This is a genomic window from Pseudomonas serbica, assembly GCF_028823535.1.
In the GTDB taxonomy this organism is placed as follows: Bacteria; Pseudomonadota; Gammaproteobacteria; order Pseudomonadales; family Pseudomonadaceae; genus Aquipseudomonas; species Aquipseudomonas serbica.
Genome location: NZ_JAQIYM010000004.1, coordinates 411,422 through 431,875 on the forward strand (window position 1 = coordinate 411,422; position 20,454 = coordinate 431,875).

The window sequence follows — 20,454 nt, forward strand, 5'->3', positions numbered from 1 at the left end:
TGACGAGTATGTTATTAATAGCAAACTCACCAGTCCAGTAATAAAAGCGAATATGCCGAACAATCTTTCAGCACCCAGTGGCCCGGGCCGCCCCAAGGATCTGGCCAAGCGCCAGGCGGTCCTCGATGCAGCGAAAACGCTGTTTTTGACTAAGGGTTACGCCAACACCAGCATGGATGCAGTCGCTGCGCAGGCCGGGGTGTCGAAGCTGACGGTCTACAGTCACTTCAACGATAAGGAGACGCTGTTCTCCGCCGCCGTGGTGGCCAAATGCGAGGAGCAATTGCCGTCGCTGTTCTTCGAATTGCCGGAAGGCGTGGCCGTGGAAACGGTGCTGTTGAACATCGCCCGCGGCTTTCATCAGCTGATCAACAGCGACGAGTCGGTGAACCTGCATCGCCTGATCATGGCGTTGGGCAGCCAGGACCCGAAACTCTCGCTGATCTTCTTCGAGGCTGGGCCCCAGCGCATGCTCCACGGCATGGAGCGGTTGCTGGCGCGAATCAACGAAAGTGGCGTGTTGAGTATCGATAAACCGCGCAACGCGGCGGAACACTTCTTCTGCCTGCTCAAGGGCGCGGCGAATTTTCGGTTGCTTTACGGCTGCGGCGAGCCGTTGACCGGCGATGCGGCCGAGAGCCATGTGCAGGAAGTGGTGGGGTTGTTCATGCGGGCTTATCGGCCTGAGTGAGCCAAATAGATTCAGGCTGCCGGGTCTGGCCCCATCGCGAGCAGGCTCGCTCCCACATGGATCTATGCCACATCGTAGATTCCCTGTGGGAGCGAGCCTGCTCGCGATTGGGGCGACTCGGTCTTACGGCTTGAGCGCCTTTTTCGGATAGATGTCATATCGACTGGACTTGCCATCCAGCGCATGACTCGGCTTCGGCCCTTCGATGCATGGCGCCTTGCGCGGGCGCTTCACCACAACCCGGTGGGTGGCCAACGCCAATGCCGCTTCGAGCAAGGCCGGTGCATCGGGATCATCCCCTACCAGCGGCCGGAACAGGCGCATTTCCTTCTTCACCAAGGCGGTTTTCTCACGATGGGGGAACATCGGGTCGAGGTAGATCACCTGCGGCGGGTCGCCCTCCCAATGGCGCATCACCTCGATCGAATTGCCCTTGAGCAGGCGCATGCGCGCCACGATTGGCGCCACGTCGAAATCTTCCGCGCCCCGGGCCAGGCCATCTTCGAGCAAGGCACCGATCAATGGCTGACGCTCGATCAGGCTCATCTCGCAGCCCAGGCTGGCCAGCACGAACGCATCCTTGCCCAGCCCGGCGGTGGCATCCAGCACACGCGGGCGTACGCCCTGGGCGATGCCAACAGCCTTGGCGATCATCTGGCCGCTACCGCCACCGTACAACCGCCGATGCGCCGCACCTCCCTCGACGAAATCCACCCGAACCGGGCCTGGCGCATCCGGCCCCAACTGTTGCAGCTGCAACCCCTGGTCACCCACCTGCAACGCGAACTCGCCATCAGCCATTTGTAGCGGCAGGCCCAGGCGCTCGGCCCATTGCTCGGCCTGGGGCTCGAAGGCCGCGCCCAGCGCCTCGACATGGATGCGGCAGGCCGCAGGTTGATCAATCATCGGAAAACACGCTCAAAAAATTAATGATCGGCAAAAACGGCCGATAACAAAACTAACGAGCATTTTGCCAGAGCTGAGCGTCGACCGAGAGAAATGTCAGACATTCAACCCACAATCACAGGTTTTATCTCGCCCTACGGCGACTACAACCTGCGCAACACCCAGGCGCTGAGCGGCGTCAGTCACATCTGGCAGGATTTCTTTGCCCGTGCGCTGGCCGAACAGTCGGGTGAAGCAGTGCTGCCTGAATCGTTGAATTTTCCACCGGTCGATCTCGACAGCCCGGTTGAGCCCAGCGTTGGCAGCGACTTGCTGGCACACATCGTTTCCCAGCGCGAATGCGACGTGAGGGACAACGAAGTTCGTCCGCCAGAGCCGTTGTTCCTGCCGATTGCCGAGTTCGACATGGACCTGGCCGACAAGCCGTTCCCACCCTTCCCGCCTGAAGAAATCGACGCCCAGCAAAAGCAGCAGGACTTCGAGAGTGGCTGGGTCCGACCGATCGTACTCACCGCCGGCCAGCCCCTGCCAGCAGCGGGCCCGGCTCCACAACCGCGTGCGCTGCACCTGCCCATCGCCGAGTTCGAACTCGAGCTGCTGGACAAGCCGTTCCCGCCGTTCTCGCCTGAAGAATTGGTGGAACAACAGAAGCAGCTCGATTTCGACAGCCGCTGGGCGCGCCCGATCGTTCTGCAGAACCTGCGCCTCGCCGCCTGAGCCTCAACGGCAGACCCACCACGGCCCGACATCCACATGAAAGTGATTGCGATGGGCGGCGTTGTAATCCGGGCTCAACACCACACTGAACAGGCCGCAGGCGCCATCGCGAACCTGCCTTAGAAACTGCGCGTCCTGATTATCCTTCGGCCAATCCTTTAGCACGCTGATGGTCCGACCGTCAGCCAGGCGAAAACCGGCGATATCCAGCGCATTGGCCGACGCATGCTGGCTACGCCTGCCATTCTCGCGACTGTAGACATTGCGACAGGCAAAGCTGCCAAGATGTTCGACCCGGGTGACCGCTTGCCCATAGACCGCCTGCGCCGCCGGTTGCAAAGCGTGATGCTCGAACAGGGCAAACGACACCGCCAGTCGGCAACTGGCGAGGAAACTGCTGCTCAGGGCGACTCCGCTGCCCTGGACTCGCAGGGTATTGGTCAGCGGACATTGGGCGTCCGGGCTGTCGGCCTGACGGGTCACACGCAATCCAGAGCTGCTCAGCGCCTGGTCGCACAGCTGCGGATCAGCGCGCAGCCGCATCAGTTTGTAGCGGGTCAACAGGTTCGGCGCGGCCTTTACGTCCAGCGGTGCCCAGGGATTCCACTGCGGCGGCAGCGAAATCCAGCCGCGCCAGACGCCCGCACCTGCCGCTGCGATGATCACCAGTACCAGCAGCAGATACCCCCGAAGCCGCATCGTCAGCCTTTGAAAAACTGATTGGCCTGGGCGTACGGCATGGAACGTGACGTGAAGCCGAACGTGCCCGCTGTCCTGATCTCCCCGGCGGCGCGATAGAACTCGCCCATCGCCGCCAAGGCCAACGCCGAGCCGACGCTGATGCGCTTGACGCCCATTTCGCTCAGTTGCTCGACCGTCAGCTTCAAGCCGCCGGACATCAATACGTTGACCGGCTTGGGCGCCACGGCGCGGACCACCGCCAGGACTTCTTCCGCGTTGCGCAATCCCGGCGCATACAACACGTCCGCGCCGGCTTCGGCGAACGCCTGCAAGCGGCGAATCGTGTCAGCCAGATCCGGATTGCCATGCAGGAAATTCTCGGCCCGGGCGGTCAACGTAAACGCGAAAGGCAAGCTGCGGGCGGTCGCGACGGCGGCCTCGATGCGCGCGACGGCATGCTCGAAACAATAAATCGGCCCCTGCGCACGGCCGGTGAAGTCTTCGATCGAACCGCCGACGGCACCGGCGCCCGCAGCCGCCAGAATGCTCTGCGCGCACTCGGCGGGATCATCGGCAAAGCCGTTTTCCAGATCGACCGCGACCGGCAGGTCGGTGGCGGCGACGATCGCCCGGACGTTGGCCACGGTGTCGTCCAGGGTCAGGCCGCCATCGGGGCGTCCCTGGGAAAAAGCGTAACCGGCGCTGGTGGTCGCCAGCGCCTCGAAACCCAGGCTGGCGAGTATTTTCGCCGAACCTGCATCCCACGGATTGGGAATCACAAAAGCCCCCTGGCGTTCGTGCAGGGCTCTGAACGCTTGGGCTCGAAGGGTTTGCGCATCCATTGGCAGGCTCCTGTAGGGAAACGAGTCCGCTGTCAGAGCAAGCCAAGTTGCTCGGCCGCGGGCTCTCTGTATAGCTCAGGCAGCGCCGGCAAGCCAGGTAGTCGCATCATCAGGCGCGCATGAAAACGTTGCGCCAGTTTCGCCGCGAGCAGATTGTCGGCGGTGTGCAGGAAGATATAGGGCGTACGGCCCTCTTCGATCCACAGGGCAATTTTCTCCACCCACGGCAGCAGGAACGGATCGTTGGCCTCAAGCTGCGGATGACCGATGAAGCGCACCTGTGGAAACCGCGTGAATGCTGCCGGACGCGGGGGCACACGGGGTTTCTTCGATTGGGCGTGCAGTACCGAAGGCTCGGTCGAGGTGCAGCTGAACAACGCACGGGGATCGAGACAAATGCGCTCGACACCGCGATCGAGCAACAGGCGATTGAGCTCGCGCTCGCTATCACCCTTGGCGAAAAAGTCGTCATGCCTCACTTCTACGGCCAGCGGTCGTTGCAGGCCATCGATAAAGCCGGCCAGTTCGGGCAAGCGTTGTGGCGTGAAGCTTTTCGACAACTGCAACCACAGTGGCGAAACCCGCTCACCGAGGGGGCTGAGCAGTTGGGTGAAGGTCTCGGCGGCGGTCAGTTGTTCGCGCAAGTCACCGCCGTGGCTGATGTCACCGGGAAATTTGGCGGTGAAGCGAAAATGCTCGGGCATGGTTTCTGCCCAGCGCTGCACCGTGCTCGCAGCCGGGCTCGCATAGAAGGTTGTATTGCCTTCGACGGCGTTGAATACCTGGGAATACAGATCGAGAAATTCCGCGGGCCTGGCATCTGCTGGATACAAATAATCGCGCCAGGCGCTTTCACTCCAGGACGGGCAACCGAGGTAGTAAGGCAGCATCAGATGTACAGATCGAGGCCCAGCACTTGCGCATCCCAATCGACGAAACTGGCAGTACTCAGATAGCTGGAGAGTGCCATTGCCACGCTTCTGCTCATCGCGCGGTGATAAAGCATGTCCTGCTGACGGGCGGGAAGATTGCTCAGCTTTTGCGCAGCGGCTTTGGCGGCACGGGCAGCCAGTTGCTCTTCAGAGGCGAACTCCAGCTCGCCTTCGATATCGACGGACTCGTCATGCACGACCTGATCTTTGCGAGGCTTGCGCTTGATGGGGTAGGACTGAGAGGAAACGCCGTCTATACGCATAGGTGCATGCTCGGTATCAGTAATGGCAGTCTAGTGGCACCTAAGCCACATCGCAAACCGCCCAGTGATAACTAGAACACATAAAAGGCAAAAGGTTTAAAACCCGGGGTTAGAAAACGACGATTGGTTTCGTCAGGGAGATCGCCTTCGTCGGATCGCCGCCCGGAGCGGGCGGGCTCGCGAACGGGACGACACGGTTTCAAGGATTAACGCGCCTTAGGCGTCGCTACCTTGTCCCGCAGATAAACCGGCTGCGCCTCATCCGCCACGATCGCCTCGCCCCGCGCCCAGGCAAACCGCGCCAGGGTCAGCAAATCTTCGGCGTGGGGTAGCATGCCCGCATCCTGGCCGCTCAGGTCGACGGCGATGCGCTCGGCATAACCCCAGCCGGTGCCTGCACCGAACCATTGGCCACTGGCATCGGCCGGCAACGCGGCCGACTCCGGAGGCAATACCGCTTCGGCGCCGACCAGGCGCATCTCCCCCGCGGTTTCGCGGTAGCAGCCCCAATACACCTCGTCCATCCGCGCATCGATGGCCGCCGCGACCTGGCTGACGCCATGTTCGCGATAGGCGCGTTGGGCCAACACCGCCAGGTTCGACACCGGCAATACCGGACGATCGAGTGCAAACGCCAGGCCTTGCACCACGCCGATGGCAATGCGCACGCCAGTGAACGCGCCCGGCCCCCGACCGAAGGCGATGGCGTCGACCGCTTGCAGGGTGGTGCCGGCATCGGCGAGCAACTGCTGGATCATCGGCAGCAGCTTCTGTGCATGCAGGCGCGGAATCACCTCGTAATGGCTCGTCACTTTGCCGTCATGCAGCAAGGCAACGGAGCAAGCTTCAGTCGCGGTGTCCAGGGCCAGCAAGGTGCTCATCGATGTATCCACAAGAGAGGTCAGAAAAAGTGCGCCAGTATAAACAACTACGGCCCGCAAGCGGGCCGTAGAAGATGAAGCGTTTTTTTAGCTCAGTGCTTCAAGCACCTTGGCGGTGATCGATTCAACCGAACCGACGCCTTCGATATGGCTGTACTTCGGCTTGCCGTTGGCAGCCGACAGCTTCTGGTAGAAGTCCACCAGCGGCTTGGTCTGCGAATGGTAGACCGACAGGCGATGACGCACGGTTTCTTCGGTGTCGTCCTTGCGCTGCACCAGCTCTTCGCCAGTGATGTCGTCCTTGCCGGCAGTTTTCGGCGGGTTGTAGACGATGTGGTAAACGCGACCGCTGGCCTCGTGAACGCGGCGACCGGCGATACGCTGCACGATCTCTTCGTCTTCAACGGCGATTTCAACCACTGCGTCCAGCTCGACACCGGCAGTCACCAGGGCTTCAGCCTGGGGAATGGTGCGCGGGAAACCGTCGAACAGGAAACCGTTGGCGCAGTCAGGCTGGGCGATACGGTCCTTGACCAGGGCGATGATCAAGTCATCGGACACCAGGCCACCGGCATCCATGATGCTCTTGGCCTTGATGCCCAGCTCGGTGCCGGCCTTGACCGCAGCACGCAGCATGTCGCCCGTGGAGATTTGCGGAATGCCGAATTTTTCGGTGATGAACTTAGCCTGAGTACCTTTACCGGCCCCGGGAGCTCCCAGCAGAATGACGCGCATCGATGTGCTCCTCAATTTTTTATTTAGATAACGTCAGATTCGCCTCGTGGGGCCAATCTCAAAAATAGGGTCGTGACCGCCCAAACGGCCAAAGGCTGCTCAAGATACACAGCAGGCTGCGCCCACACAAGCCGCCAAAAGTCGGAGAAACCGCTGTCTGTCATGACCCCGCAACCCGGTTCCCCAAGTCGCAACCCCATCATTAACTGTCGCCTGGCAGCACTTTTGCACCCGCCATCGAGCCGCATCCGACGCCCGCGCCGGATGCTCCAACCCCTGGCAAAAAACCTTAGCCGGTATTGCGCAAACCGGCGGCAATCCCCGCCACAGACACCAGTAACGCCTGTTCTACCGGGCTGTCCTGTGCCACATCCGGTTGCCGCGATCGTGCCAGCAACTCGGCCTGCAATAGATGAAGCGGGTCGAGGTAAGTGTTGCGCAAACGGATGAATTCAAGGGTGGCTGGGCTATGTGCCATCAGCTGTGACTGGCCGGTCAGCCCGAGAACGATGGCGCACGCCTGCGACAATAGGTCGCGTAAGTGCGCACCCAATGGCAGCAAGTCCGGTTCGACCAATCGCTCGTCGTAGGACCGGGCTATATCCGCGTCGGCCTTGGCCAGGACCATCTCCAGCATGTCGATGCGAGTGCGGAAGAACGGCCATTGCTCGCGCATCTGCGCAAGCAGTTCGCCTTCACCGCGCTCCAGCGCCTTGCTCAGTGCCGCTTCCCAGCCCAGCCAGGCCGGCAGCATCAGCCGGGTCTGGGTCCAGCCGAAGATCCACGGGATGGCCCGCAGGCTTTCGATCCCGCCGGCACGTCGCTTGGCCGGACGACTGCCCAACGGCAGGCGCCCCAGTTCCTGTTCCGGGGTGGATTGGCGGAAATACTCCACGAACTGCGGATTTTCCCGCACCACGGCGCGGTAGGCGCTGACGCCGTCGGCGGCCAGTTCGTCCATCAAGTGGCGCCACTCAGGCGTTGGCGGTGGCGGCGGCAGCAGGGTCGCTTCGAGTACCGCGGCCAGGTACAGATTGAGGTTTTGCTCGGCGATGTCCGGCAGGCCAAACTTGAAACGAATCATTTCTCCCTGCTCGGTGGTGCGGAAGCGTCCGGCGACCGAACCCGGCGGCTGCGACAGGATCGCCGCGTGGGCCGGGCCGCCGCCACGCCCCACGGTGCCACCGCGACCATGGAACAACAGCAGTTCCACTTGTTGTTCGCGGCAGATATCCACCAGCCGCTCCTGCGCCCGGTACTGCGCCCAGGCCGCCGCCGTGGTCCCTGCGTCCTTGGCCGAGTCGGAATAACCGATCATCACCTCCTGCGGTCCTTGCAGGCGCGAGCGATAGCCCGGCAGCAACAACAACTTCTCGATCACCGGGCCCGCGTTGTCGAGGTCGGCGAGGGTTTCGAACAGCGGCACCACGCGCATCGGCCGCAACACGCCGGACTCTTTGAGCAACAGCTGCACCGCGAGCACATCGGAAGCGGCACCGGCCATGGAGATCACGTACGAGCCCAGCGACGCCCCTGGCGCGGCGGCGATTTCCCGGCATGTCGCCAGCACTTCGGCGGTGTCGGCCGAGGGCGTGTAGTGGGCCGGCAGCAAGGGCCGACGGTTACTCTGTTCGCGCGTCAGGAAGCTGATGCGCTCTTCTTCGCTCCAGTCTTCATAGCGACCCAAGCCAAGATAATCGGTGATTTCGGTCATCGCCGCGGTATGGCGCGACGAGTCCTGGCGCACATCGAGGCGCACCAGGAACAGGCCGAACGTCACGGCCCGGCGCAGGCAATCGAGCAACGGACCGTCGGCGATCACGCCCATGCCGCACTCATGCAGCGAGTGATAGCACAGCTCCAGCGGGTCGAGCAGGTCGCGATTGTTCTGCAGCACATCGGCGGGTGCCGGCGTCGGCGTCGACAACGCGGTGTGCGCCCAGTTTCTGGTCGCGCGCAGGCGTTCGCGCAGCTGTTTGAGCACCGCGCGGTAGGGTTCGGCGCTGTCGCCTGCCTTGGCCTTCAATTCTTCACTGGCCTGCTGCATCGACAACTCGGCCGCCAGGTGATCGACATCGCGCAGGTACAAGTCAGCCGCCATCCAGCGCGCCAGCAACAGCACTTCACGGGTCACCGCCGCCGTCACGTTCGGGTTGCCGTCGCGGTCGCCGCCCATCCACGAGGCAAAGCGAATCGGTGCGGCTTCCAGAGGCAAGCGCAGGCCGGTGGCGGCGTGCAGGGCCTGGTCGGCCTTACGCAGGTAATTGGGGATCGCTTGCCACAGCGAGTGTTCGATCACCGCGAAGCCCCATTTGGCTTCGTCGACGGGCGTCGGCCGCGTGCGGCGGATTTCTTCGGTGTGCCAGGCTTCGGCGATCAGGCGCTGTAACCTCGACTTGATCTGCTCACGCTCGGCGCTGGTCAGGTCGCGATGGTCCAGGGCTGCCAGTTGCGCGGCGATGGCGTCGTATTTCTGAATCAACGTACGGCGCGCGACTTCGGTCGGGTGTGCGGTCAGCACCAGCTCGATTTCAAGTCGACCCAGTTGCCGGGCCAGGGACTCGGCGCCATGACCTTCGGCGCGCAGGCGGGCGAGCAGCTCCGGCAATACCCGCGCCTCGAATGGTGCCGGCTGGGACTCTTCGCGACGGTGGATCAGCTGGTACTGCTCGGCGATGTTGGCCAGGTTGAGAAACTGGTTGAAGGCCCGCGCCACCGGGAGCAATTCGTCTTCCGTCAACTGGTTGAGGCTGGCGCTCAGTTCGGCATCCATGGAGCCGCGACGGTCAGCCTTGGCGCCCTTGCGGATCTGTTCGATCTTGTCGAGAAAGCCGTCCCCGTACTGTTCACGAATGGTGTTGCCCAACAACTCACCCAGCAGGTGAACGTCTTCGCGCAAGCGTGCATCAATATCGGTCATCAACAGTTCTCCAGCGAAAAATCCGGTCGACCAGGAACCTTAAGAGTGCCGCTCCAGACCGGTTCTTACAAGCAAGACGACGAAGGGCCTGTAAACCTTTGGCGTTGAAGCTAGTCTCAACAGTACGCCGTACAACGGCTGTCGCCGGCGCCTGCCGGACATTCCCCGCCTGCAATGAGCAGGAGCGCAATGAGGTCATTATGAAAATCCGCGAGCTTGCCAACCACTGGGAAGAAAACGCCAAAGGTCGCCTGACCGACACAGGCTATTCGATTCATCTGGACGTGGAGGCTGCCGCACGGCTTGCGGCGATCATCGAGATGTACCCCAAGCGGCATCCCGAAGAACTGTTGGGCGAACTGATCGGGGCTGCCCTGGAAGAACTGGAAAAAAGCTTTCCCTATGTGAAAGGTACGACCGTGGTAGCCACTGACGAAGAAGGCGACCCGCTGTACGAAGACATCGGCCCGACCCCACGTTTTCTCGCCTTGTCCCGTCGTCATCTGCACGATTTGTCGGCCGGGGGCGACAAACAGAAACACTGATTTTTTCCCCTATCTTCCCTTCTGAAAAACGCTGTTCGCGCCCCCTTCGAGGGGCGTGAACATGCATGCTTATCGCCACAATCCTCGGTATAGAGCCCCGCCCACTTCGTCGAAGTTTTTTTCGGTAGCAGGCTAATTTCTCTGAACTTTCAAAAAACGCCTCGGGTCAACCCAGTAACCACGCCTGGGACGGCCGTATCAAAACGCCCCCAAAACGGTAGCTTTCGGCTCCTTGCCCAGGATGGATGTTCACGTTGCTCAGGAGTTAGCCCAATGGAGTTGAAATCAATGAAAACCCGAACTGGCAAATCCTCTTCCCTGCACGGTCTGAAAATGGCGGCACTGGCGATCGGTGGCAGTCTCGTACTGGCCGGTTGCGCCGGTAACCCGCCTACCGAGCAATTCGCCGTCACCGAGTCAGCGGTCAACAGCGCCGTCAGCGCCGGCGGTACCGAATTCGCCGCCGTGGAAATGAAAGCTGCACAGGACAAGCTCAAGCAAGCCGAAATTGCCATGCACGACAAGCAGTACGATCAAGCCAGGACCCTGGCCGAACAGGCTGAGTGGGACGCTCGCGTAGCCGAGCGCAAAGCCCAGGCGATGAAAGCCGAACAGTCTGTGAAGGACTCTCAGAAAGGGGTTCAGGAACTGCGTCAGGAAAGCCAGCGCACCGTTCAGTAACGGCGCGGCGCGACGTATTTCTTAATCGATTGAAAGGACTAAACCATGAATTGCAAACACATGATGATCCCTGCCCTGCTGGCCGCAAGCGTCGCCCTGGCTGCGTGCTCCACGCCACCGAACCCTAGCCTTGAACAGGCCCGCACCAATTATTCAGGGCTGCAGGCCAACCCGCAGGCGAGCAAAGTCGCGGCGCTGGAAACCAAGGAAGCCAGTGATTATCTGGACAAGGCCGATAAAGCCTATCTGGACAAGGAAGATGCGGCCAAGGTCGATCAGTTGGCCTACCTGACCAATCAGCGCGTCGAAGTGGCGAAACAGACCATCGCTCTGCGTACCGCCGAAGCCAACCTGAAAAATGCTTCCGCGCAACGGGCCCAGGCCCGCCTGGACGCCCGCGACCAGCAGATCAAGCAGTTGCAGGACAGCCTCAACGCCAAGCAGACCGATCGCGGCACGCTGGTGACCTTCGGTGATGTGCTGTTCGCCACCGACAAGGCCGAGCTGAAATCCAATGGTCTGGTGAACATCAACAAATTGGCGCAGTACCTGCGGGACAATCCGGATCGCAAAGTGATTGTCGAGGGCTACACCGACAGCACCGGTACCACCTCGCATAACCAGTCACTGTCGGAACGTCGCGCCAGCTCCGTGCGCACGGCGCTGGTGAAGATGGGCGTCGATCCGACCCGCATCGTCGCCCAGGGCTATGGCAAGGAGTATCCCGTAGCGGATAACACCAGCGTCTCGGGCCGGGCCCAGAACCGTCGGGTGGAAGTGACCATTTCCAATGACAACCAGCCGGTGATTCCACGTTCGGCGGTGAGTGCCAACACCCAATAATTGGCAATAACGCAAAACCAATGTGGGAGCGAGCAAGTCGAATCGTCGCACCGCCGCTCCCACATTTTATTTGTGTTTACTGCTCCAGCTTCTGCGGCGTTTCCTGCCCCATGCAACGCACGGCCTTTTTCTTGTTGTTGATCAACACGCCGGTCAATCCTTTCTGCTCGGTATCGAACAATACCAGCACACCATCGATGCACTGCGCCACCTGCGCCGCCGGCTCCAGGGAGACTTTGTAGTCTTCGCCCGGCACGGTCTTGAGCATGGTGAATTCGTTGAGCAGCAACGCATCCTCTGGCTTGGCGAAGTGCAGGTAGCCGTACCACCACAGGGCGGCGACGGTGCCGAGGATGCTGCAGATACCGGTGATGATCAGCGGGATGGCGTTGCGTTCTTCACTCATTGCGGGCTCTCTGATGGTTCATTTTCTGAATTTGGTGGCGCCGGGTAATTGGGGATTTCACCCAGGCGGCGCAGGCCGTTGAAATGCTGCGGGTCATCGAGATAACGCAACATGACCTTGCGCCAGACCGGGTCGGCGAATGTCTGCACATGACCGCCACGGGTCAATTGCAGCACCCTCGGCGGCGGCGCAGCTTGATACAGTCGGATCCCGTTGGAAAGAGGCACGAGCGGATCGTCGATGCTGTGGTAGATCAGTTTCGGCACACCATTGAGTTGCGCCATGGAGTTGATCGCGCTGTCGCCATCGGGCACCAACCAGGACAGCGGCACCTGGAACGCCCAGAACACCCATGAATTGCTCAGCGCATAGCGGCCGACGCTACGGTAACTGGCGGGCACGCCATCGAGCACAAGGGCCTTGAGCTGCTTTTGCCGCTCGGGGTGTTGCACCAGGTAGTGGACGGCCATCGACCCACCGAGGCTTTGGCCGAGCAGGATCAGTGGCTTGCCCTTGACCTCGGGGGCCTGGTCGAGCCATTTGAACGCGGCGTCGATGTCCTGGTAGATCGCCGGCAGGCTCGGCTCGCCCTCGGATAAACCATAGCCGCGATAGTCCACCAGCAGTACCTGGTAACCCTCCTTGGGCAACCACCAGCTCCCGCCCAGGTGCATGGGCAGGTTGCCGCCGTTGCCGTGCAGGTGCAGGACGGTGCCTTTGACCTCGACCCCCTTTTTCGCCGGCAGCCACCAGGCGTTCAGCTTGAGACCGTCGGCGGTGGTCAGGGTGACCTCGCGGTATTCGAGCTTGGCTTTTTCCGGGGTGAACAGCTGGCCGGGTTCGGGGTAGAACAGCAAGGAACTGCAGCCGCTGAGGACCAGGAGAAGGCAGAAGATGCCGAGGATTCTCATCCGTTGAAACCTCGCGATATATGTGAATATCTGACCCTGCAGGAGCTGGCTTGCCAGCGAACGCCGTAACGCGGTTTACCTGCCGCACCGCGTTATCGTTCTTCGCTGGCAAGCCAGCTCCTACAGAAGTTGTCGTGATTACAGGATATTGGAGTAATCCGCCTCGATCCGGTCCAGGCTCAGGTGGTTGAGGAAGTTGGAGAAGCACATCCACGCCGACAACGCGTTCATGTCGCGAAACTGTTCCGGCAGGTACTTGGGCGGCACCACCAGCCCCTCGTCCACCAACAGGCGCAAGGTGCGCATGTCTTCCAGGGTGGTCTTGCCACAGAACAGCAGCGGTATCTGCTCCAGCTTGCCTTTGCGCACCGCCAGCTGAATGTAGTTGTAAATCATGATAAAGCCCTTGAGGTAGGACAAGTCTTTGGTAAAGGGCAGACCTGTCGGCACCGAGCCACGGAAAACGCGACTGGCGTTGCTGTAGCTCTCGGGCATTTCGAAACCCTGTTCGCGGAAGAACTCGAACACCTGCAGGAAGTCGGCGCCCTCCTCCACCATGTGAATCGCCCGCGTGCGGTTGGTCAGTTTGCGCAGGCGACTCGGGTACGAGGCGAAGGTGATGATTTCCATCAGGATCGCCAGGCCTTCCTGGGTCACCGTTGACGAGGGTGGACCTTTGGCCAGGAAGGTGCAGATCGGCTGGTTCAGGCCGTTGAGGGTGGTGCCGACGTGCACCAGCCCTTCGTGGACTTCCAGGGCGCGCACATCGCGCTGGTTGAACATCGCATCGGAGCGGATCTTGATGTAGTCGGCGCCGGCTGCCGCATCGGCGACGATCCCGTCGGACTCGAACACCCGGATGGTTTCCTCTGCCTCGCCAAACACCTTGTTCAAGCGATGCTGCAACAGGTCGACGGCATCCTTGGCCGTCAGCGTCTTCGGTTCATCTTTCAGATCGCCACGACCGTCGATGTTGTTCAGGTATTCGGACAGCATCATGCCCAGGTCGGACAGCGTCGGGTCGCCAGCGTGGAACGCATCGGACGCAGCGCCGTACAACTCCTGGGAAATCAGGCCGAAATCCTCGGTGCCGCGCGCTTCGAGCATGCGCACCACCATGCGGTATTCCTTGCACATGCGGCGCATGATCTGCCCGACCGGGTTGAACTGGCCAAGCTGGCGGGTGATGTCGCGCTCGATGTTCTGGAATTCCAGCTTCACCTTGCTGGAATCGAAGGCCAACGGACGGTTGAGGTAGTAGTCGCGGTCCACCGCCGGCATCTCCTTGCCCTTGGCCTTGAGGAAGCCCTTGCGGATGCTGTCGTCCCATTTGACCGCATCGAGGACGCGAATCGGCGTCTGCGCCAGCACAATGCGATCGGACAAAATGCGTATCGACTGCTGGTAATCGTCCACCCGAAACTCCTGTAGAAATCTGCTGTGCTGGGTTACTTGGCTTTGACCTGGCGCTGGTAACGCACCACTTCGACGAACACATCGGAATTGGCCGGGTCGTCGAGGTAGGCGGACACTTGGTCCACGGGGCTGTTGATCAACACGCCATCGCCGTCGTCGGTCTGGAAGCTCTCGCCGCTCAAGGCCTTCTGTCCCAGAGCCTGGTTGATCTGTTCAAGGTCGAGGTTATACACCACCAGTTCATGCTGGTCGGTGAGTTCAAACCCGCCGATGGTGAAATGCCCGCCGAACTTCGCCGGTACTTTCGCCGATAGATACCAGCGGCTGCCGTGGCGTGACACGGTGAAAGGATAGGCTTCGCGCTCCTTTGGTTTGGCCTTGAAGTAACTCACGGCCTGATAGCGATTGTTGCCGATGCGCGTCAGCTCCAGGTTGACCGGCTCACCCCAGGCATTGGTGCTGGTCCATTTGCCAAGCAAGCCCTTGGGCACAGGCTCGCGCGTAGGCAGCGGCTCCTTGAAGGTCACCAGGCAGCCACTGAGCAACAGGAACGACAAGGCGACCACTACGACGCGCCAGACTCTCATTCAACACTCCCTTTTGGAACGCACGCCTACCTAATGTGGGAGCGGGCTTGCTCGCGAATGCGCAGTTTCAGTCGACATAGACGTTGATTGTGCAACCGCATTCGCGAGCAAGCCCGCTCCCACAAGGGATTAAACCGACGCCAGCACTAAATGCATGTAACGCGTCAGGATACCGAGCATTTCCTCTTCGGCGACCGGTTCGGCGTCGTTGAGCAGGCCCTGATATTCCATCCGTCCGATTATCGCCGTCAACACTTTGGCATCCTGTTGCGGTTCGCGGGAGCCCAGCACCTGGAAAAGCTGGCAGGAACCCTGCAGCAGGATCTGTTGATGGGAGCGCACCAACTCGGCCAGGCGCGGGTTCAACAGCGCTTCCTGGCGGAACGCCTGCTCGGCCATCAAATGCTCACGACGGGTCACCAGCTGCCGATGAACATACTCTGTCATCAACCGTGCAATATCGTCCGCCAGCTTTGAACGCGCCTGTGGACTGCCGTCGCCGCTGGCGATCATATCGCGCAGCAGGCCCTCGTTGTTCACCCACAGCTTGGCCATGTAGGCCGCGCTGCGCTCCACGTATTGGGCGAAGGTATCGGTGAGCAGGTCATCGATATCCTTGAAGTAGTAAGTGGTCGCCGATAACGGCACTTGAGCCTCGGCAGCCACTGCACGATGGCGCACGGCCCGTACGCCATCACGCACGACGATGCGCATCGCGGCATCGAGAATGTCCTGTCGACGCTGCTCGCTGCCCTGTCGGCTGGCCTTGCGGCCCTGGTACTGAACACTTTCAGCGACCGCAGTGGCGATACCCGCTGCACCTTCTTGAGCTATTGCACGATTCACGACAGGTCTTTCCTCTCAGATGAAACTAACAAGTTGATACGTTTGTACCAGACAGGCAATAAAAAGCCGCCTCAAAGGCGGCTTTTTAATTGAAACACTTACGCTTGTGGCCGCATGTGCGGGAACAGGATCACGTCGCGGATCGACGGGGAGTTGGTCAGCAGCATCACCAGGCGGTCGATGCCGATGCCTTCGCCCGCCGTCGGCGGCATGCCGTACTCCAGCGCGCGAACGAAGTCGGCGTCGTAATGCATGGCTTCGTCGTCGCCCGCGTCCTTGTCGGCCACCTGGGCCATGAAACGCTCGGCCTGGTCTTCCGCGTCGTTCAACTCGGAGTAGGCGTTGGCGATTTCACGACCACCGATGAACAGCTCGAAGCGGTCGGTGACGTTCGGGTTCTCGTCGTTGCGACGGGCCAGCGGCGATACTTCGAACGGATACTGGGTGATGAAGTGTGGCTGCTCCAGCTTGTGCTCGACCAGCTCTTCGAAAATCATCACCTGCAGTTTGCCCAGGCCTTCGAAGCCCAGCACCTTGGCGCCGGCCTTCTTGGCGATAGCGCGTGCCTTGTCGATGTCGTTCAGGTCGTCGGCGGTCAGCTCAGGGTTGTACTTGAGGATCGAGTCGAAGACCGACAGGCGCACGAACGGTTCGCCGAAGTGGAACACCTTGTCGCCGTACGGCACGTCGGTGCTGCCCAGGACCAGCTGTGCCAGTTCACGGAACAGTTCTTCGGTCAGGTCCATGTTGTCTTCGTAGTCGGCGTAGGCCTGGTAGAACTCCAACATGGTGAATTCAGGGTTGTGACGAGTCGAAACGCCTTCGTTACGGAAGTTGCGGTTGATCTCGAACACTTTCTCGAAACCGCCAACCACCAAGCGCTTGAGGTACAGCTCTGGCGCGATACGCAGGAACATTTCCATGTCCAGCGCGTTGTGGTGGGTTTCGAACGGCTTGGCTGCCGCGCCACCCGGGATGGTCTGCAGCATCGGCGTTTCCACTTCCAGGAAGTCACGCTTCATCAGGAAGCTGCGGATGTGGGCGATGACTTGCGAACGCACGCGGAACGTCTGGCGCACGTCTTCGTTGACGATCAGGTCAACGTAACGCTGGCGATAGCGCTGCTCGGTGTCGGTCAGGCCGTGGTGCTTGTCCGGCAGCGGGCGCAGGGATTTGGTCAGCAGGCGCACGTTGGTCATTTCAACGTACAGGTCGCCCTTGCCGGAACGGGCCAGGGTGCCTTCGGCTGCGATGATGTCGCCCATGTCCCAGGTTTTCACCGCGGCCAGGGTGTCTTCGGACAGGGTCTTGCGGTTGACGTAGACCTGGATGCGACCGGTCATGTCCTGGATCACCATGAACGAGCCACGGTTGAGCATGATGCGACCGGCAACCTTGACCGGGATTGCAGCCTCTGCCAGCTCTTCCTTGGTCTTGTCCGCGTACTGTTTCTGCAAGTCATTGCAGTAGTTTTCGCGGCGGAAGTCGTTCGGGAAGGCATTGCCCTTGGCGCGCTCGGCAGCAAGCTTTTCCTTGCGCAGGGCGATCAGGGAGTTTTCTTCCTGTTGCAGGGCTTGCGGGTCGAGTTCTAGGTCGCTCATGTCTTTAAATATTCCATCTGGTTCGTTTTCCCCGGCCTACGGCCGGGGATCGCCGGCAAGCCGGCTCCTACAGGGCATCGCGGTGTGTCAGTGACTTACAGCCCGGATTTCAGGCTGGCTTCCAAATATTCGTCGATATCGCCGTCGAGTACCTTGTCGCAGTCGCTGCGTTCGATGTTGGTGCGCAGGTCCTTGATACGCGAGGCATCAAGCACGTACGAACGGATCTGGTGACCCCAGCCGATATCGGACTTGGTGTCTTCCAGCGCCTGGGACGCCGCGTTGCGCTTCTGCATTTCCTGCTCGTACAACTTGGCCCGCAGCATTTTCATGGCGGTGTCCTTGTTGGCGTGCTGGGAACGTTCGTTCTGGCAGCTGACCACGGTATTGGTCGGTACGTGGGTGATACGTACGGCCGAGTCGGTGGTGTTTACGTGCTGACCACCGGCACCGGAGGAACGATAGGTGTCGATCCGCAGGTCTGCCGGGTTGATCTCGATTTCCACCTTGTCATCGATCTCTGGCGAGACGAACACAGCGGAAAACGAGGTGTGGCGACGGTTGCCGGAGTCGAACGGGCTTTTTCGCACCAGGCGGTGCACGCCGATTTCGGTACGCAGCCAGCCAAAGGCGTATTCGCCCTTGATGTGCACGGTGGCGCCCTTGATCCCGGCGACTTCACCGGCCGACAGTTCCATGATGGTCGCGTCGAAACCGCGTTTGTCGGCCCAGCGCAGGTACATGCGCAACAGGATGTTGGCCCAGTCCTGGGCTTCGGTGCCACCGGAACCGGCCTGGATGTCCAGGTACGCGTTGTTCGGGTCCATTTCGTGGCTGAACATGCGGCGGAATTCCAGCTTGGCCAGACTTTCCTCGAGACGGGCCAGCTCGGCGACGACATCGCCTACGGCGCCTTCGTCGTTCTCTTCGACGGCCATGTCCAGCAGGTCGCGGCAATCGGCCAGACCGGTGTTCAATTCGTCCAGGGTATCGACGATCTGCGCCAGCGCAGCGCGCTCGCGACCCAGCTCCTGGGCGTATTCAGGCTTGTTCCAGACACTCGGATCTTCAAGCTCGCGATTGACCTCGGTCAGACGCTCATGCTTTTGATCGTAGTCAAAGATACCCCCGAATGGTTTCGGAGCGCTCGGACAGGTCCTTGATGGTGTTAAGGATCGGGTTGATTTCCATGGCGGGCAGCACTCGTTGGCGAACTTTTGAAAGCCGGCGAGTATACCGTAATCAGGCTGCCACGGCAGCCCGCCTGGCGGCTATGAGTGGAAATCAGATGAATTCCGAAAACTCCTGTTCCTGGGCATAGCTGAGCCTCTCGGCGCGAACCGAGCGAATTCCTCAACCCAGTGAGCTTCTCCTGCGTCGTGAAAGCTTTTCGCCAAAAGATGCACCTCGAAAAACCTGTAGGAAATCCCCCATAAAACAACAAGAACATTCCTACTAAGTTATGGATTGCTTAGCCCCCTCCCGGCCACTATAAACACATAGACCAAGTAGTACCAAAGTCACAAATCAAGGAATGCTTTTTAAAATCACCCCCCGGACAACTCAGATCAATATGAAGTCTCAATCTTACCTAGCGATGTCGCTGACACTTATGATCTTTGGAGAAATCCTGACAATTTACAGTGAAGTATATGCATCAAAACTTCCCGGCCATCCATTCGAAACACCATTAATGTTCCTCAAACCGATAACGCTTATCTGCATTGCAGGTATCAGCCTCGTACTAGCGTACTGGCTGGGATACCAAGGCACCGGCAATATATGGGTGGTAACGGTCGCCTCCCTGACATTGCTCCTCATATTAGAACCCATCGTCATATATGCGATGTTGAAAGAGCTGCCAGGTCGTGGCGCGATCATAGGATTTTCTCTGGGAGCAGCCGGGCTCATTGCGACAGTAGCCCTTTGATGACCTCAACTGAATAACTGACAGATTCTTATCTTCCGCAAACCAAGAACCTGTCCGACATCCAAAATCCCCACCTATTATTCAATCCCCACCTGATTCCGCCCATTGTGCTTCGCCAGGTACAACCCCTTGTCCGCCGCCGAGATCAGTTCGCGGCAATTGCTGCCTGCCGTCGGGGTGATGGTCGACAGGCCGATGCTGATGGTCAGGCTCGATCCTTCTGTTGGGGCGATATGCGGGATCTTCAGCGCGGCCACGGTCATGCGCAGTTTTTCCGCCACCAGCCGCGCCCCACCCTGCGAGGTATTGGGCAGTACCAGGGCGAACTCTTCGCCGCCATAACGGGCCGGCAGGTCGGAAGGTCGGGCGCTGGCGTCACGGATGGCTGCGGCGACCTGGCGCAGGGCTTCGTCGCCTTCCAGGTGGCCGAAGGTGTCGTTGTAGGTCTTGAAGTAGTCCACATCGATCATCAGCAACGACAACTGGCTCTGCTCGCGTATCGAGCGGCGCCATTCCAGCTCCAGGTATTCATCGAAATGCCGACGATTCGACAGCCCGGTCAGGCCGTCGGAGTTCATCAGTCGTTGCAGTACCAGGTTGGTGTCGAGCAACTGCTGCTGGCTGACCCGCAAGGCGCGGTACGCCGCATCCCGCTGCAGCAGCGTCATGTAGGAACGCGAGTGATAGCGGATGCGCGCGACCAGCTCGATGTTGTCCGGCAGCTTGACCAGATAGTCGTTGGCCCCGGCTGCGAACGCCGCGCTCTTGATCAGCGGGTCTTCCTTGGTCGACAGGACGATGATCGGAATGTCCTTGGTCGCCGGGTGTTTGCGGTATTCGCGCACCAGGCTCAGGCCGTCGAGCCCAGGCATGACCAGATCCTGCAGGATCACTGTCGGCTTGATGCGCACGGCATGGGCAATGGCCTGGTGCGGGTCGGCGCAGAAGTGGAAGTCGATGTTTTCTTCGTTCGCCAACCCGCGTCGTACTGCCTCGCCGATCATGGCCTGATCGTCCACCAACAGCACCATGGCGGCATTTTCGTCAGTCTTGAAGTCGTCGAGCTGTAAATCATTCATGTGCGTTCACCTGAAACTACTTGGGCCAGGATTGCTGTTGA

The 20,454-nt window shown here is 60.4% G+C and carries 22 protein-coding genes; 6 read left to right on the forward strand and 16 right to left on the reverse strand.

Annotated features, from left to right (window positions below; translation table 11 throughout):
* Positions 1 to 52 precede the first annotated feature (52 nt).
* Positions 53 to 691, forward strand: a complete 639-nt coding sequence (locus tag NQL71_RS08890; protein ID WP_046816493.1) for a TetR/AcrR family transcriptional regulator — start codon at positions 53 to 55, stop codon at positions 689 to 691.
* A 123-nt stretch (positions 692 to 814) separates the two neighbouring features.
* On the opposite strand, the gene NQL71_RS08895 is transcribed toward NQL71_RS08890, so the two are convergent.
* Positions 815 to 1,597, reverse strand: coding sequence for a class I SAM-dependent methyltransferase (locus NQL71_RS08895; protein ID WP_046816492.1), 783 nt, complete (start codon positions 1,595 to 1,597; stop codon positions 815 to 817).
* A gap of 93 nt (positions 1,598 to 1,690) precedes the next feature.
* Here NQL71_RS08895 and NQL71_RS08900 point away from each other — a divergent pair, with 93 nt between their 5' ends.
* On the forward strand, positions 1,691 to 2,314 hold the full coding sequence (locus tag NQL71_RS08900; protein WP_248687801.1) for an energy transducer TonB: 624 nt from the start codon (positions 1,691 to 1,693) through the stop codon (positions 2,312 to 2,314).
* A gap of 3 nt (positions 2,315 to 2,317) precedes the next feature.
* Here NQL71_RS08900 and NQL71_RS08905 read toward each other — a convergent pair whose 3' ends face one another.
* From NQL71_RS08905 to ppc, 7 genes are all read right to left on the reverse strand, one after another.
* Positions 2,318 to 3,013, reverse strand: coding sequence for an extensin-like domain-containing protein (locus NQL71_RS08905; RefSeq protein WP_274642526.1), 696 nt, complete (start codon positions 3,011 to 3,013; stop codon positions 2,318 to 2,320).
* A gap of 2 nt (positions 3,014 to 3,015) precedes the next feature.
* A complete protein-coding gene (locus tag NQL71_RS08910; protein WP_274642527.1) occupies positions 3,016 to 3,837 on the reverse strand; it encodes an isocitrate lyase/PEP mutase family protein in 822 nt (273 codons plus the stop codon).
* Positions 3,838 to 3,869: 32 nt separating this feature from the next.
* Complete coding sequence (locus tag NQL71_RS08915) at positions 3,870 to 4,730, reverse strand: DUF72 domain-containing protein (protein ID WP_274642535.1); 861 nt, start codon at positions 4,728 to 4,730, stop codon at positions 3,870 to 3,872.
* Complete coding sequence (locus tag NQL71_RS08920; RefSeq protein ID WP_046816487.1) at positions 4,727 to 5,032, reverse strand: hypothetical protein; 306 nt, start codon at positions 5,030 to 5,032, stop codon at positions 4,727 to 4,729. The genes NQL71_RS08915 and NQL71_RS08920 overlap by 4 nt, the downstream gene beginning before the upstream one ends.
* 206 nt (positions 5,033 to 5,238) lie before the next feature.
* Positions 5,239 to 5,913 carry a tRNA (adenosine(37)-N6)-threonylcarbamoyltransferase complex dimerization subunit type 1 TsaB gene (tsaB, locus tag NQL71_RS08925; protein ID WP_046816486.1) on the reverse strand — a complete coding sequence of 225 codons (675 nt, stop codon included), beginning with the start codon at positions 5,911 to 5,913 and terminating at the stop codon, positions 5,239 to 5,241.
* An 87-nt stretch (positions 5,914 to 6,000) separates the two neighbouring features.
* The gene (gene adk, locus NQL71_RS08930; RefSeq protein ID WP_046816485.1) at positions 6,001 to 6,648 is read right to left on the reverse strand and encodes an adenylate kinase; all 648 of its coding nucleotides are present in this window, start codon (positions 6,646 to 6,648) and stop codon (positions 6,001 to 6,003) included.
* A gap of 289 nt (positions 6,649 to 6,937) precedes the next feature.
* A complete protein-coding gene (ppc, locus tag NQL71_RS08935) occupies positions 6,938 to 9,568 on the reverse strand; it encodes a phosphoenolpyruvate carboxylase (protein WP_274642528.1) in 2,631 nt (876 codons plus the stop codon).
* 200 nt (positions 9,569 to 9,768) lie between these two features.
* On the opposite strand from ppc, the gene NQL71_RS08940 reads away from it, so the two are divergent.
* From NQL71_RS08940 to lptF, 3 genes are all read left to right on the forward strand, one after another.
* Entirely contained in the window at positions 9,769 to 10,113 is a 345-nt protein-coding gene (locus tag NQL71_RS08940) for a hypothetical protein (protein WP_046816482.1), read from the forward strand.
* A gap of 273 nt (positions 10,114 to 10,386) precedes the next feature.
* Entirely contained in the window at positions 10,387 to 10,794 is a 408-nt protein-coding gene (locus NQL71_RS08945; protein WP_046816481.1) for a DUF4398 domain-containing protein, read from the forward strand.
* Between the two features lie 45 nt (positions 10,795 to 10,839).
* Positions 10,840 to 11,637 carry a lipotoxin F family OmpA-related lipoprotein LptF gene (lptF, locus tag NQL71_RS08950; protein WP_046816480.1) on the forward strand — a complete coding sequence of 266 codons (798 nt, stop codon included), beginning with the start codon at positions 10,840 to 10,842 and terminating at the stop codon, positions 11,635 to 11,637.
* Between the two features lie 76 nt (positions 11,638 to 11,713).
* Here lptF and NQL71_RS08955 read toward each other — a convergent pair whose 3' ends face one another.
* The 7 genes from NQL71_RS08955 to prfB form a co-directional block, all read right to left on the reverse strand.
* A complete protein-coding gene (locus NQL71_RS08955) occupies positions 11,714 to 12,043 on the reverse strand; it encodes a PA3694 family proteiin (protein ID WP_046816479.1) in 330 nt (109 codons plus the stop codon).
* Complete coding sequence (locus tag NQL71_RS08960; protein WP_248687797.1) at positions 12,040 to 12,954, reverse strand: alpha/beta hydrolase; 915 nt, start codon at positions 12,952 to 12,954, stop codon at positions 12,040 to 12,042. The genes NQL71_RS08955 and NQL71_RS08960 overlap by 4 nt, the downstream gene beginning before the upstream one ends.
* 138 nt (positions 12,955 to 13,092) lie before the next feature.
* Complete coding sequence (locus tag NQL71_RS08965; RefSeq protein WP_046816477.1) at positions 13,093 to 14,370, reverse strand: flavohemoglobin expression-modulating QEGLA motif protein; 1,278 nt, start codon at positions 14,368 to 14,370, stop codon at positions 13,093 to 13,095.
* 32 nt (positions 14,371 to 14,402) lie between these two features.
* Positions 14,403 to 14,957 (reverse strand): hypothetical protein, encoded by a 555-nt coding sequence (locus NQL71_RS08970; RefSeq protein ID WP_046816476.1) that lies wholly within the window; start codon positions 14,955 to 14,957, stop codon positions 14,403 to 14,405.
* Between the two features lie 129 nt (positions 14,958 to 15,086).
* Positions 15,087 to 15,803 (reverse strand): TetR/AcrR family transcriptional regulator, encoded by a 717-nt coding sequence (locus NQL71_RS08975; RefSeq protein ID WP_274642529.1) that lies wholly within the window; start codon positions 15,801 to 15,803, stop codon positions 15,087 to 15,089.
* A 98-nt stretch (positions 15,804 to 15,901) separates the two neighbouring features.
* Positions 15,902 to 17,404 carry a lysine--tRNA ligase gene (gene lysS / locus NQL71_RS08980; protein WP_033043263.1) on the reverse strand — a complete coding sequence of 501 codons (1,503 nt, stop codon included), beginning with the start codon at positions 17,402 to 17,404 and terminating at the stop codon, positions 15,902 to 15,904.
* 95 nt (positions 17,405 to 17,499) lie between these two features.
* Positions 17,500 to 18,595 (reverse strand): peptide chain release factor 2 gene (gene prfB / locus NQL71_RS08985; protein WP_109790603.1). Its coding sequence is split into 2 segments (ribosomal slippage): positions 17,500 to 18,522 and positions 18,524 to 18,595, totalling 1,095 coding nucleotides; the frame shifts between segments, so codons are not numbered across the junction.
* A gap of 382 nt (positions 18,596 to 18,977) precedes the next feature.
* On the opposite strand from prfB, the gene NQL71_RS08990 reads away from it, so the two are divergent.
* Positions 18,978 to 19,334, forward strand: a complete 357-nt coding sequence (locus NQL71_RS08990; RefSeq protein WP_274642536.1) for a hypothetical protein — start codon at positions 18,978 to 18,980, stop codon at positions 19,332 to 19,334.
* A gap of 77 nt (positions 19,335 to 19,411) precedes the next feature.
* On the opposite strand, the gene NQL71_RS08995 is transcribed toward NQL71_RS08990, so the two are convergent.
* Positions 19,412 to 20,413: a response regulator gene (locus NQL71_RS08995; RefSeq protein ID WP_274642530.1), complete on the reverse strand. Its 1,002-nt coding sequence runs from the start codon at positions 20,411 to 20,413 to the stop codon at positions 19,412 to 19,414.
* Positions 20,414 to 20,454: the final 41 nt, after the last annotated feature.

Bases quoted from the DNA above. Each gene is read 5' to 3' on its own strand.
- NQL71_RS08945 (WP_046816481.1), top strand. From the start codon at position 10,387: ATGGAGTTGAAATCAATGAAAACCCGAACTGGCAAATCCTCTTCCCTG.
- NQL71_RS08995 (WP_274642530.1), bottom strand. From the start codon at position 20,413: ATGAATGATTTACAGCTCGACGACTTCAAGACTGACGAAAATGCCGCC.
- NQL71_RS08890 (WP_046816493.1), top strand. From the start codon at position 53: ATGCCGAACAATCTTTCAGCACCCAGTGGCCCGGGCCGCCCCAAGGAT.
- NQL71_RS08960 (WP_248687797.1), bottom strand. From the start codon at position 12,954: ATGAGAATCCTCGGCATCTTCTGCCTTCTCCTGGTCCTCAGCGGCTGC.
- NQL71_RS08970 (WP_046816476.1), bottom strand. From the start codon at position 14,957: ATGAGAGTCTGGCGCGTCGTAGTGGTCGCCTTGTCGTTCCTGTTGCTC.
- tsaB (WP_046816486.1), bottom strand. From the start codon at position 5,913: ATGAGCACCTTGCTGGCCCTGGACACCGCGACTGAAGCTTGCTCCGTT.
- lptF (WP_046816480.1), top strand. From the start codon at position 10,840: ATGAATTGCAAACACATGATGATCCCTGCCCTGCTGGCCGCAAGCGTC.
- ppc (WP_274642528.1), bottom strand. From the start codon at position 9,568: ATGACCGATATTGATGCACGCTTGCGCGAAGACGTTCACCTGCTGGGT.
- NQL71_RS08920 (WP_046816487.1), bottom strand. From the start codon at position 5,032: ATGCGTATAGACGGCGTTTCCTCTCAGTCCTACCCCATCAAGCGCAAG.
- NQL71_RS08900 (WP_248687801.1), top strand. From the start codon at position 1,691: ATGTCAGACATTCAACCCACAATCACAGGTTTTATCTCGCCCTACGGC.
- NQL71_RS08940 (WP_046816482.1), top strand. From the start codon at position 9,769: ATGAAAATCCGCGAGCTTGCCAACCACTGGGAAGAAAACGCCAAAGGT.
- adk (WP_046816485.1), bottom strand. From the start codon at position 6,648: ATGCGCGTCATTCTGCTGGGAGCTCCCGGGGCCGGTAAAGGTACTCAG.
- lysS (WP_033043263.1), bottom strand. From the start codon at position 17,404: ATGAGCGACCTAGAACTCGACCCGCAAGCCCTGCAACAGGAAGAAAAC.
- NQL71_RS08990 (WP_274642536.1), top strand. From the start codon at position 18,978: ATGAAGTCTCAATCTTACCTAGCGATGTCGCTGACACTTATGATCTTT.
- NQL71_RS08905 (WP_274642526.1), bottom strand. From the start codon at position 3,013: ATGCGGCTTCGGGGGTATCTGCTGCTGGTACTGGTGATCATCGCAGCG.
- NQL71_RS08895 (WP_046816492.1), bottom strand. From the start codon at position 1,597: ATGATTGATCAACCTGCGGCCTGCCGCATCCATGTCGAGGCGCTGGGC.
- NQL71_RS08910 (WP_274642527.1), bottom strand. From the start codon at position 3,837: ATGGATGCGCAAACCCTTCGAGCCCAAGCGTTCAGAGCCCTGCACGAA.
- NQL71_RS08955 (WP_046816479.1), bottom strand. From the start codon at position 12,043: ATGAGTGAAGAACGCAACGCCATCCCGCTGATCATCACCGGTATCTGC.